The sequence below is a fragment of the Pseudoalteromonas haloplanktis ATCC 14393 genome (assembly GCF_000238355.1).
In the GTDB taxonomy this organism is placed as follows: domain Bacteria; phylum Pseudomonadota; class Gammaproteobacteria; order Enterobacterales; family Alteromonadaceae; genus Pseudoalteromonas; species Pseudoalteromonas haloplanktis.
Genome location: NZ_AHCA01000005.1, coordinates 83,049 through 94,945, shown reverse-complemented (window position 1 = coordinate 94,945; position 11,897 = coordinate 83,049). Strand labels below are relative to the sequence as shown.

Genomic DNA, 11,897 nt, shown 5'->3' with positions numbered 1-11,897 from the left:
TAGTATGCCATACCCAAAAATCATTATTTATAATGAGGAAATAGAGGTAGCTCATCAGCCAGGTGACGTAGATGATTTTTTATATGGAATGAATACAGACACACAAACGCAAATAACCGTTTTGGATCAGGACGGCAATTACCGCATCCTTGATGGCAAACTTAGCCAACCACTAAGTAGCGAAGTACTTACTCGCTGCGTAAAGCACTATTTAGCAAATGAAGGACAATGCTGCTTGAGTAAAATAGAGCAATTGACCCCTCAACAAGCATTTAATTTACTCGTTATCGACTAGCGCTTTAACATGTGCAATAGCGCTGCGTCCAAGCGCTGAGAGTGCATACCCGCCTTCTAAATAAGAGATAATACCTTTACAACCAAGTTCTTTACTAAGTATTGCAAGTTGTTCAGTAAGCCAACGATAATCATCTTCAACAAACTTCAAACTGGCCATATCATCTTCAAGATGGGCGTCGAAACCTGCACTAATAAATAACAGCTCAGGCTTAAACTCAGTTAATTTAGGCTGCCACTGTTGCTTATACAGCACTTTTAGATCATTGCCATCACTGGCAATTGGTAATGGTGAGTTAACTAATGTATCGTTATTTTCAATGGCTGTATTTGGGTAAAATGGATATTGAAATAACGAACAAAATAATACATTTTCATCATCTATAAAAATGTCTTGAGTGCCATTGCCATGATGTACGTCAAAATCAACAATAGCGATACGCCTTATTCCTTTGCTTTGCGCGTATTTCACCGCAATTGCTAAATTGTTAAAAACACAAAAACCGGCTGAAGTTGTACGATTAGCATGATGCCCTGGAGGACGCACCGAACAAAATGCAGCATCAAGGTTATCTGCTAATATTTCATCAACCGCTAAAACCCCGGCACCTACTGCACGCTCAATAGCCAATAATGAATCAGGGCACAACCAAGTGTCACCATCAAGTGACGTTAAACCCTGCTCTGGTATGGTATTTTCCACTAGTGCAACCAAGGCTTCATCATGGGCTAACAAGTAATGCTCGCGAGATGCTTTAGGTGCTTGCTTTTGCTGTATAGCAATATCTAACCCACTTGCTAATAAACGATCAGCAATCGCATCTAAGCGCTCGGGGCACTCTGGATGCTCGTCAATCATTTTGTGTTTACGACAAAAAGGATGTGAAATAATCGCAGTACGCATAACAGCTCCAAACTAGTTTACGCGATAACTATAACAAAGCCACTAAACAGTGGCTTTGCGACTTTGGTTTACTATTTTATAGTAAAGGTTACTTTTTGGCTTTCAGTGTAAGGTTTCTAAAGTCAAAGCTAAAATCGGTTACAGCTGTTGATACAGCGCGCATTTTTGCCTCAACCACACGATTTTCAGTACTCATATCAAAAGTAATGTAAGCATCAGCTTCAAGTAATTTTTCATCCCACTTTACAATGAAGGTATTGCCCGTGTAATGCTCAAGTTGCCCTTTCAAACGCTTAGTATGAGTAAAGTCAATTCGCAGCTTTTCATTTAGCTGTTCAATTACCACATCACCATACCAATTATCATGTAAGGTGCCAGTGTAACTAATATTAGGCAATTGCGGTTGGTAGTCTGCAGGGGCTTCAGGTTTAGCATTTGCATATGCTTTTTGCTTACCTTCAAAATGCTTTTTAGCTAAGTCTTCAACCCAATCTTTATCTTCAAGTTCGAATGCATCTTCTAGTACTTCATAAGTAACCGCAGATAACGCACTAAACGCTTGTTGATTACTTAAAATCACAATACCGAGGTTTTTCTCTGGCACCAAAGTTACTTGCGATACCATACCTAAAATACCGCCTCCATGGCCTAACTTTTTAATGCCGTGGAAATCTTCGATGCTCCAACCTAAACCATAACCTCGAAACTGTTGATGATATGCTTCGTACGCACTTTTTGAAGCTAATGAAGTGATATGCGGGTGCCACATTTGTGCCTGTTGTTTTTCACTGAACAATTGTTCGCCATTTGGCATTTTGCCACCAGCAAGCTGGGTACGAAGCCACTGGCTCATATCGTTAACACTGGAGGCAATAGCCCCTGCGCCACGAAAATCTTCTAAATAATTAACGAAGAATGGGTGTAATTGCCCATCCATAGGAATGTGGCCCGTTGCCCAGTTTTTATTACTTTTCGGAATACGCGAAAAGCCAGCGCGCGAGTTATCCATGTGCAAAGGCTGAAGAATATTCTTTTCAATATAATCGTTCCAGCTCATGCCTGAAACACGTGCAACCACTTCACCGGCGGTGACAAACATCAAGTTGTTATACGCGTATTGGCTGCGAAAACTACTTGCGGGTTTTAAATATTTTAGGCCAGCTAGAATATCCTCTACCGATTTATCGGTATCAGGCCAAATCATTAAATCACCTTGTCCCAGCCCTAAACCACTGCGATGGCTTAATAAATCACGAATGGTCAGTTCACGGGTTACATAAGGGTCATACAGACGAAACTCAGGAAGGTGATCAATTACTTTATCATCCCAGCTGATTTTTTCTTCATCGACTAATTTAGCCAATGCAGCTGCGGTAAATGCTTTGGTATTCGATGCGATGCCAAATAAAGTGTCTTTATTTACTTTATTACCGGTATCTAAATTACTAACACCAAAGCCTTTAGCCAAAATAACCTTATCGTTTTCAACAATTGCTACCGCCATGCCAGGGACATCAAAACGTGCCATTGAATTTTCAATTACTTGTTCAATCTGTGCAGTATCAATGTCGGCATAACTATTAAATGCGCAACCTGTTAATAGTGCGCCAGCAATCGCTAATTTTGTTAACTTCATAACAATCCTTGGGGTTAGTTCTCGTTTTTATTTTTATGCACAGCAAACTCAATGGCCGCACGTACAGTATCGCTATCTTGGCACATTGGCCGAGATTTTATGGCCTCACTGTACGCATTTGGCACGCCTGCTTCAAGCGCCCCGCGATAAACGTGCTGCATATACCAATCATAAGGCAAGGTGTTTGCGTCTGTTGTATTGGCGATATAACAATGTGCGGCTATTTTTTCTCCATCAAGAAGGGTTACTTGAATATCGACACAGTCATAACGTGGTCCTTCAATGGCATCTAAAATCTCTTTTTCGGCATCATTGAGTTGGTACACCACGCCATAAACTTGCGCATTATCGTCATCAACAGGGCGAATATTGCCTTTTCCAGAGCCATCACAACTTAGCATATCAAATGTAAGTTCGTAGCCTGCCAATGTAGCTGTACCAATACGCGTGGCGTTTGGTAAACGCGCTAATAACCGACTTGATGACATATTGGAACCAAACGAAAAATTATATACAGCCATAACTACCTACTTTACTTAATCAAAATCCAGAACACTGATACTTTCTTTACACCACAATTCTTATCGCTAATGCAATCAGAATAACGCCAATACCACGGTCAAACCAATGACCACTTTTTTGAAAAAAACCACGTACATTGGGCTTTGATAACACTAAAGACAAACACGAAAACCACAGCCACGTTGCCAACGCCATATAAAGTCCATAACCTGCTTGAATAATTAACGGTGTTGATTGGCTGATCACCAAGGTAAATAACGACATAAAAAATAAAGTCGCTTTAGGGTTTAATGCATTAGTAAAAAAACCACGGCGAAAGGCAATCCAACTTGATTCAGCCACAACAGAATGTGATGTGGTTTCGTGTTGTGCGGTTGCAGGCTTTGCAGCTCTGAGCGCTTGTACGCCTATATATGCCAAATATGCCCCCGCTAAATATTTTAATGCCATAAATACGGTTGGTGATTGCGTTAAAAGTACCGCAACACCTAACAAACAGTAGCTAACATGCAGTAAGATTGCCAAGCCAACCCCAAAGCTAGTCCATAGTGCATTCGTTCGCCCTTGTTGAATACTTTGCTTAAGTACAATTGCAAAATCAGGACCGGGGCTTGCTACAGCAAAAAAGTGAGCCAGTGCAATTAATAAAAATTCATCTAAGTAAGCCACTTATCACCCTGCTTTTTGTTCATCAAGTGCTAACAATAACGGGTTAGCAGTATCATTAACCAAGGCTTTAATTTCTTTTTGCGCTTTTTTAAATTGACTGCGTAAATGCGGCTTTAAATACTTTTTAGAATTTTGATGGCCTTTAAAGTGGCAAACCAGTGCGTGCATAAATAAAGTTTGCGGTTCACTCAGTGCTGCTTGCCTGTTTGCATACGGGTTATAACACGAACCACAGCCCCCTTTAAATTGGTAAACTGTGTTACTCATCATCACCCCAAAGCCTAAAAAGCACGCCAATGCATCTGCCGCTTGCGGTAAAAACTCTTTCCCACCAGGAGGTAATACGCCAACATGGTGGATCATTATGGTAGCTAAGGTGCCAGCAAAGCTGGCAACTAAGTCTTGCGGCTGGTTTATTTGATTGGGGTTAAACGATATATGTACATTATGACTGGCAGGCACAATTAATTGACTGCTTTCACCTCGTAGTTGATTGCTAAAAGCGAAATGAGGAAATACTTGCGGTTGTAATTGCTGCGGAGCAACTAGCTTAATAGGCCATGCTTGCAGCCCAGCATAACCAACCACTCGCTCAAACACCTTACTTGCCATTTCCTCAATACTTGATACCGCATCAGGAAAACACTGATGATTAGGGAGCACTAATTGTGAATGACTCAGAAAATAGTCACTGTCAAAGTTTTCCACCGCCCACACAAAAGTATCAATCAGCCATTGCTGCTCTTGTTGTTCTAATAATGGTTTACTTTTAAATAACGCTAACATAGCTTGCTCTTTTTACTTTTACCGATTGCATTGAATTACTCTTGCTGCTGTTGTGCCCACGCCCAAGCTTGGGTGTTATACAAAGGTACCGTAGATAGCGCATGATGATGACTACCCGTCGATTCTTTAGTCGAATATGATAAATACAATAAAGTACGAGTCGGTGCATCATAAATACGACGCACTTTTAAGGATTTGAATAAAATACTTTTTGATGATTTAAATACCACTTCACCTGATTTGCTTCGATCAATCGCCTGTAATTGCTCAGCGGTAATTGCCCCTGTTTGACGACATGAAATTGACATATCAGATGGATCTGAAAAGTCTAAATTAGCTTCAACATGACTTATATGGCAAGTAACCCCAGTAACTAAAGGATCCTGCTGTGCTACCACTTTAATATCCTTGGTGGTAAATAACCCTAAACTTACTGAAGCTGCATCATCAGAGCACCCTGATAAAGTGAGCAGTAAACTTGCCAATACACCAAATATAATCGCTTTCATAATTTTCCTTGCTCCAAATAGGTAGAACGGTTTGTGGCTTACATTTAACTATGCTTCAATACTAACTCAAATAAATCACAACAACGAGCACCGACACTATGAAAAAAGCATTCACTGCATTTTGTTTACTGTTTATAAGTCACAGCGCAGCAGCTGGCTACTCACTCAGTGTTTACACGGGTAAAAGCTTTAACCAATCATTGCAGACAGAAGAAGGTTTAGCGATTGAGCTTGATGATAGTAATCATCTTGCTTTTAGTATTGATAGAACAATCGATTCTGCTCGCTATGGATTTTATTTTTCTAATACCAAAAGTGATTTTGAATTCTCTCCTGAACTCGATGTAGAAATGCAGTATTTTTTGTTTCAAAGTGCTATTGAAGTCCCGTTAGGTAACCGCGTTAACGGCTATGTTGGCGCGCAAATTGGTGCTAACTATGTAAAACCTAATTTTGTCAGTTCAGATATCTTCTTTGCCAGTGGCTTATATGGCGGATTTGAATACTTATTTAACGACCAAGCCCGGGTTTTATTTGAAACTCGTTGGTTAGCAACGATAGTTAATAACGCCAGTAACGTTTCGTGTACATTACCGACTGATGAAGACAATCAATGTTTATGGCATTTTGATGGTGATGTACTTAATCAGTTTCAAACAAGCTTAGGCTTCACCTACCGTTTCTAAAGGAGGTCACTAGATCCCATGCCGCATATTATTATTGAGCACTCAGAAGATTTACCTGTATTACCGCAAGTATTGGTTGAAAAAATACACAATGCGGCATTTGCCACTGGTTTATTTGAACTACCAACAATCAAAACCCGCGCCATTGCCTACACCCACTATCAACTAGGCGATGGTAAAGAAGGCTTTATACATATTGCTGTACATATTATGGCTGGGCGCAGTATTGAACAAAAACAACAACTCAGCGAAAGTTTACTGCATTGTTTACAAATTTACTGTCGGGATTCTGATAGTTTAAGCGTCAACGTACACGACATGGAACACGAGATTTACCGTAAATGCTAGAGGCTGTTGACCGTTAAGGATTAACCTCGAAAGATAAACAGACCTTAAGGTAAATACTCCGCTTTAATACGTTTAATATCAATTTGCGGTGACTTATACGAGGTATATACCAACCACCCCACTTCTTTGATATAAGTTAAACCTGAGCTACGGCTAAATGCCCGCTCAGGTAAACGAATCACATCATGCTTTGTTTGCGATGCAAAATCATAATAACTTAGCCGATAATCAGCTTGCTCAACATTAAAATAATACACGCGAGATGTAGCCTGTGTAGCACCTTCGACGTAATACCATGATAAATGATTTGATAAGTTAATAGCATCAACGAGTAGTTCAGCGTGCTTGCTATCTGGTTGTTTTATCCATAACTGCCGCGCATTCAGATCAGCAAAAATGATTGCGCCATGGCGATCTTCATACCCATACAGCGTAGCTTGCTCAATCACCTTACCTAAGTTATTACCGTTAAGATCAAACCGATATAATTCATTACCATTTGACGTCAAAATACTGCGACTGTCTTGTGCCCAGCTCGGCTTACCATGATAGTTAAAGCCCGTTTTTAACTCTGTCGTTGTTTGCGTATTAAAATCATATAACTGCAAAGTATTCATAGCGTTTTTTGATGCAATAAAAGCAATATAGCGCCCGTCAAAAGACCAGACAGGGCTGTAAATAGTAGCATTTAACTCGGTAATTTTTTTTCGCTCGGTGCCATCTTTGTTAGCGATCCACAATTCAGTGCTGCCAGACTCATTAGATACAAACGCCAATTTATTTTTTATAGCACTGTAATCAGGGAAACGCGTATTAAAGTGGGTCGATAGAATCGGAAATGGCGAACTGGCAATTGCATTATCTGTCTCTACCCGCATCAACGCAGAATCGATATGCCATTGATGAAAGTATAAACTACCATCTTGACCATATTCAGGATAACTTAACCCATTAACTTGCGAGTCGATTAACCGTCCCGTTGCTAATTCATAAAAATAACCATGGCGCTTGCCTTGCTCAACGCCCGAAAACACCAGAATGTCTTTATTTGGGTGCCAATCAACACCGCGAATATCAACAAATTCTGGGGTTAGTTGCTTCGCTTGGCCAGTAGCCAGTTCAACTAAAAACAGCGCTTCATAGCCTGACGCTAAATTACGCGATACCAGCAACTGCTCCCCGTCAGGAGAAAATACCACAGACTCATCATAAAACTGACAATCATCAGGACAAGGAACTTGAGTAATCGCCATGTCCGTTCTTTGCAAATCTATAATATTTAGCTTTGTTTGACCTAGAGTCTTGTTACCCTCACTAATAAAGACCAACTTACTACCTGCTCTATTTATATCAAGGTCAAGGTTTCCACCTTGCCCGCATGAAGCCAATACCGTTACTTTTGCCGTTACGATTTGCTGTTTCACGATTTCGCAGCGTTCTTGTGCATCCAAACGAAAATAAAAAATATCATTGAGATCATCACTAAATACCGCACGCCCCTCAACATATAAACTATCGGTCAGGGCAATAGCGGCTTGCTCTGGGGAAAATAAATCTCGTAGATAAAGATTTGTTTGTTGGCCAGGACGACGCCAAGAATAAGCAAGAAAATGACTGTCGTTTGAGATAGCCGGAAATAACTCACGCCCTGGGTTAGTTGTAATGGTTTCTATATGCTCAGCTAAAGTGGTAGTAACTAGCGGCGCAGAAATGATTGGCGTGCGTTGAAAATAAAAAAATGCAATACACATCATAGTAATCATTAATACAGTGGCTATTTGTAGGTTACTAATGCGCCCTTGCTTTGTTGCAATTACAGTTGGCTGTAATTCTTGTGATGAGGTCTCACTTTTGTGTAACTCAGCAAATATCGGTGGCTGATCTAAACGATAACCGGTTTTACGCAACGTAGTGATATAGCTGCGCTCAGGATCAAGCTCTTTAAAGGTTTTTCGTAAATGCCATATCGCATTTGTCAGTGCTTTTTCACCAACAAATTGATTTCCATCCCACACGTTAGTGATTAACTCTTCACGAGTCACCGCCGCAGGGTAGCGTTCTACTAAAAAGCACAACAACTCAATAAATTTAGGCTGTAGTACATGCTCCTTGTCAGCACAAATGAGCTTATTTTCAAACGCACAAACTTGGCACTGTCCAACAAGAAATGGCTGATTTGTTTTCATAAGTAACGCTTTGACACCTTTATGTTTAGCAGTCTAGAAGGGTACCTCATTGTTAGTAGAAAAAGCAAAACAACGCGATAAACGGCACAAACTTAATTTATTAGGGTGCCACATATAATAACGCAAACAATTGATAACAAAAGAATAGATATTAAATAGATGTAAAATAGGGATATAAACGAGATACCTTTCATTGTGTTTTTGTTCACGGTTACTTAAAAACAACTCCGTAAACCCCATCCACTGATGCATTAGCCGAAGTATTTTGAACTGCCCGTCAAAATGGCTAATGCATTAGTTTTATAAAATTAAAAATATAAGGGAAATCTGTGAGCAAAATATCAACAAGAAAATGCGCTCTAGCACTGGCTATCACGGCAAGCTTTTCGGGCCATTCAATTGCAAACGATGCACAAATTGAACGCCAATTAACACCGAGTCAAACAACAATCAATGAAGCTAAGCAAGCAGAACCTGAAAAAATTGTCGTGACCGGATCTCGCTTAAAACGCGATAGTTTCTCTGTTGCTACGCCGCTAGTCACTATGGATCGCTCTGCCATTCAGGATACAGGGCTTGGTAACCTATCTGATGTACTTGTCGACAACATGCCAGCACTGAGCCAAAGCATTGGTAATAATACGAGTCAATCAAGTATTTCAGGAACCGGGCTTTCAACCGTTGAGTTACGTGATTTAGGCGCTAATCGTACTCTCACTCTTATAGACGGTCGTCGTGTAGTCTCAAATAGCTACGGCGGTAACTATGTCAGTTTAAATACCATTCCCAGTGGCATGGTTGAACGCGTTGAAATCATCAGTGGCGGTGCGTCTGCTACTTATGGTGCCGATGCCGTAGCCGGTGTGGTAAATATTATTACTCAGTCAAAGAAAGAGGGATTTGATTTTCAGGCACGTGGTGGTCAAACAACCGAAGGCGGTGGTAAAGAGTTTACTTTGGATTTAAATTACGGTGATTCATTTGCCGATAATAGAGGTTATGTATTTTTTAGTGCTAACTGGGATCGTGATTTTGGTATTAGCTACTATGATCGCGACCGGGCAAAAATAGAAGCAGCACACAGCTATAGTAACGATTTAATGTGTAATCAAATGGTAACCGCAACCGGCTCTCAATGTATGCGAGATATTACTCAAGCAGACTGGATGAGTAAAAGCGACGGTACTTTAGGGGGCGTTTTTTTAGAAAATAGCAATAACGACACCCAATTTTGGTATGACGGTCAAACTCTACGTGATGACTGGAAAGACAATGAAGAAATCTATGGTATTAACTCAAACCAATTCGTAATGCTGGATGTACCCAGTGATAACTTTTCAACGGCTGTAAAAATCGATTTTGATGTCACCGACGACATCATGAGTTACTTTCAACTGCAATACAGCAAAAGTGGTTCATTCAACGATAAATCACCTGAGGATGAATATGAAGGTGCATTTGTGCCTCGCTATGATGCTGTAACAGGCGATCCAATTGCCGATATAGCGCCTGGCTATATCCCCATTGATAACCCTTATGTACCGCAGCAAATTTTAGATGCCAACCCATACAGAGATCGAATTTACTGGGATCGTCGCTTCGGTGAAGTGGGTAACATTAGTACCGATAACGACCGTACTACAATCCGCACTTGGGCAGGATTACAAGGCACTATGTTTGATCACCAGTGGGATTGGGATGTATCAGCCGGTTACGGGCAATTTAAACAGCATCAAATTCGTAATAACGAGTTAAACGTGGTTAACTTAAATCAAGCATTACAAGCTGAAAAGTTAGCCGACGGCACTATACAATGTATTGATGACGCGGCACGTGCTGCAGGCTGTGTACCAATTAACTTATTCGGTGAAGGCTCAATCACACCAGATATGGCCGATTGGATCCGTACCAACCCAATTATTGATACTAAAATTCAGCAATACACTGTGATGGGTTATATCACTGGCGATTTATTTGAACTGCCAGCCGGTAATGTGTCAGCTGTATTTGGTGGTGAATACCGTAAAGACACCCAAAGCCTAGACACCAGTGATGATATGAAAGTGGGTGGCATTACATTTAATGTGGTTCCTTCATTTTATGGTGAAGTTGAAGTCTATGAGGCTTTTGCAGAGTTGGCTATTCCACTTCTACAAGATGCACCATTAGCAAAAAGTTTATCCGCTGAAACTTCACTGCGCTTAGCAAATTACAGTATGGAGAACGTGAACACTGTAGCCAGTTATAAACTAGGTTTGTTATGGCAACCTATTGATGGCTATATGGTAAGAGCTAACTATGCTCGTGCGCAGCGCGCACCGACTATCACTGAATTAATGTCGCCACCACGTGGAGACTTTGATTCATATGATGATATTTGTGATGGCTTAACTGCTACTTCAACTAAACCGGGTCATGCTAATTGTCGTTTAGAACCAACTTTAGCTAAACAGCTTGCTGAAAATCCAGACTTTAAATTTGAAAGTGAAGATAACAACTATTCACCGGGCACTGGTAATCCAAACCTTAAAGAAGAAACTGCAGATACTTACACCTTTGGTGTAACATTATCTCCAGAGTTTTTCAGCGGCTTCAACCTTGCTGTAGATTACTACGATATTGCTATTGTGGATGCCATCGACGAGATCAGTAACGAAAACATAATGCGTGAATGTTATGACTCAGAAGCAGCATGGGGCAGTGACAATGAGTTCTGTAATGATATTACCCGTAATAGCGAAGGTAACATCATCAAAATTCTACAACGCGAGTATAACTTAGATGAGTTAACTGCCCGTGGTTATGACGTAGTTGCCACCTATGACTTTGAGCTAGGTAGTTATGGTAACGTCGCATTAAAACTTGATTACAATCACGTTATTGAAAACTCACAAACTTATGAAGGTTTAGATGGTAACGATGTTGTCACTCAGTATGCTGGATATGGCCGCAGTAAAGATAAAGCTGCAATGTCTATTGCGTGGAGTTTTGATGACCTACGGATCCGTTGGCGTACTAACTTCTTGGGTTCTTTTAAAGCCGATCAACAAGACGAAAAAGACTACCTAGCGGCCGTGGCAGACAACGATAAAAACTGTGCTGCTGCAAATGCAGACTGTATTGCCAACCCTGAGCCCCTCGCTTATCAAGACTACGGTTCATACATAAAGCATAGTTTATCAGCCTCTTACACTATGGCCTTAACACCACAGAGCGATTTACGCGTATTTGGTGGCGTTAATAATATTTTTGACAATAAGGGAGCATTCTACCCTAGCGGCAACGGTAACTATTACAGTGGATACGGCGGCGGTACAGGTCGTTATGTGTACTTAGGTGCACAATATAGTTTTTAAG

Annotated in this window: 11 protein-coding genes; 4 read left to right on the top strand and 7 right to left on the bottom strand. The window is 40.7% G+C overall.

Translation table 11 applies throughout. The features are described 5' to 3' along the window. Nucleotides 1-4 precede the first annotated feature (4 nt). A complete protein-coding gene (locus PHAL_RS0111025) occupies nucleotides 5-295 on the top strand; it encodes a DUF4144 family protein (protein ID WP_016708464.1) in 291 nt (96 codons plus the stop codon). Here PHAL_RS0111025 and PHAL_RS0111020 read toward each other — a convergent pair. From PHAL_RS0111020 to PHAL_RS0110995, 6 genes are all read right to left on the bottom strand, one after another. Beyond that, on the bottom strand, nucleotides 278-1,198 hold the full coding sequence (locus tag PHAL_RS0111020) for a histone deacetylase family protein (protein ID WP_016708463.1): 921 nt from the start codon (nucleotides 1,196-1,198) through the stop codon (nucleotides 278-280). The genes PHAL_RS0111025 and PHAL_RS0111020 overlap by 18 nt on opposite strands. 88 nt (nucleotides 1,199-1,286) lie before the next feature. Beyond that, nucleotides 1,287-2,834 (bottom strand): serine hydrolase, encoded by a 1,548-nt coding sequence (locus PHAL_RS0111015; RefSeq protein WP_016708462.1) that lies wholly within the window; start codon nucleotides 2,832-2,834, stop codon nucleotides 1,287-1,289. A 14-nt stretch (nucleotides 2,835-2,848) separates the two neighbouring features. Next, entirely contained in the window at nucleotides 2,849-3,355 is a 507-nt protein-coding gene (locus tag PHAL_RS0111010) for a gamma-glutamylcyclotransferase family protein (RefSeq protein WP_016708461.1), read from the bottom strand. A gap of 46 nt (nucleotides 3,356-3,401) precedes the next feature. Further along, complete coding sequence (locus tag PHAL_RS0111005; RefSeq protein ID WP_016708460.1) at nucleotides 3,402-4,025, bottom strand: LysE family translocator; 624 nt, start codon at nucleotides 4,023-4,025, stop codon at nucleotides 3,402-3,404. 3 nt (nucleotides 4,026-4,028) lie between these two features. Further along, entirely contained in the window at nucleotides 4,029-4,811 is a 783-nt protein-coding gene (locus PHAL_RS0111000; RefSeq protein WP_016708459.1) for a hypothetical protein, read from the bottom strand. Between the two features lie 35 nt (nucleotides 4,812-4,846). Beyond that, complete coding sequence (locus PHAL_RS0110995; protein ID WP_016708458.1) at nucleotides 4,847-5,320, bottom strand: CreA family protein; 474 nt, start codon at nucleotides 5,318-5,320, stop codon at nucleotides 4,847-4,849. 98 nt (nucleotides 5,321-5,418) lie between these two features. Between PHAL_RS0110995 and PHAL_RS0110990 the strand changes: the two genes are divergently transcribed. Both PHAL_RS0110990 and PHAL_RS0110985 read left to right on the top strand, forming a co-directional pair. Continuing rightward, the gene (locus tag PHAL_RS0110990) at nucleotides 5,419-6,006 is read left to right on the top strand and encodes a hypothetical protein (protein ID WP_016708457.1); all 588 of its coding nucleotides are present in this window, start codon (nucleotides 5,419-5,421) and stop codon (nucleotides 6,004-6,006) included. Nucleotides 6,007-6,024: 18 nt separating this feature from the next. Then, the gene (locus tag PHAL_RS0110985) at nucleotides 6,025-6,354 is read left to right on the top strand and encodes a 5-carboxymethyl-2-hydroxymuconate Delta-isomerase (RefSeq protein WP_016708456.1); all 330 of its coding nucleotides are present in this window, start codon (nucleotides 6,025-6,027) and stop codon (nucleotides 6,352-6,354) included. Nucleotides 6,355-6,398: 44 nt separating this feature from the next. Here PHAL_RS0110985 and PHAL_RS0110980 read toward each other — a convergent pair whose 3' ends face one another. Further along, on the bottom strand, nucleotides 6,399-8,540 hold the full coding sequence (locus tag PHAL_RS0110980) for a winged helix-turn-helix domain-containing protein (RefSeq protein WP_016708455.1): 2,142 nt from the start codon (nucleotides 8,538-8,540) through the stop codon (nucleotides 6,399-6,401). A gap of 329 nt (nucleotides 8,541-8,869) precedes the next feature. On the opposite strand from PHAL_RS0110980, the gene PHAL_RS0110975 reads away from it, so the two are divergent. Then, complete coding sequence (locus PHAL_RS0110975; protein WP_016708454.1) at nucleotides 8,870-11,896, top strand: TonB-dependent receptor domain-containing protein; 3,027 nt, start codon at nucleotides 8,870-8,872, stop codon at nucleotides 11,894-11,896. Nucleotide 11,897 lies beyond the last annotated feature (1 nt).

What these genes read in the sequence shown, in the direction of transcription:
- PHAL_RS0111025 (WP_016708464.1), top strand. Translation starts at nt 5, where the DNA reads ATGCCATACCCAAAAATCATTATTTATAATGAGGAAATAGAGGTAGCT.
- PHAL_RS0111020 (WP_016708463.1), bottom strand. Translation starts at nt 1,198, where the DNA reads ATGCGTACTGCGATTATTTCACATCCTTTTTGTCGTAAACACAAAATG.
- PHAL_RS0111015 (WP_016708462.1), bottom strand. Translation starts at nt 2,834, where the DNA reads ATGAAGTTAACAAAATTAGCGATTGCTGGCGCACTATTAACAGGTTGC.
- PHAL_RS0111010 (WP_016708461.1), bottom strand. Translation starts at nt 3,355, where the DNA reads ATGGCTGTATATAATTTTTCGTTTGGTTCCAATATGTCATCAAGTCGG.
- PHAL_RS0111000 (WP_016708459.1), bottom strand. Translation starts at nt 4,811, where the DNA reads ATGTTAGCGTTATTTAAAAGTAAACCATTATTAGAACAACAAGAGCAG.
- PHAL_RS0110995 (WP_016708458.1), bottom strand. Translation starts at nt 5,320, where the DNA reads ATGAAAGCGATTATATTTGGTGTATTGGCAAGTTTACTGCTCACTTTA.
- PHAL_RS0110990 (WP_016708457.1), top strand. Translation starts at nt 5,419, where the DNA reads ATGAAAAAAGCATTCACTGCATTTTGTTTACTGTTTATAAGTCACAGC.
- PHAL_RS0110985 (WP_016708456.1), top strand. Translation starts at nt 6,025, where the DNA reads ATGCCGCATATTATTATTGAGCACTCAGAAGATTTACCTGTATTACCG.
- PHAL_RS0110980 (WP_016708455.1), bottom strand. Translation starts at nt 8,540, where the DNA reads ATGAAAACAAATCAGCCATTTCTTGTTGGACAGTGCCAAGTTTGTGCG.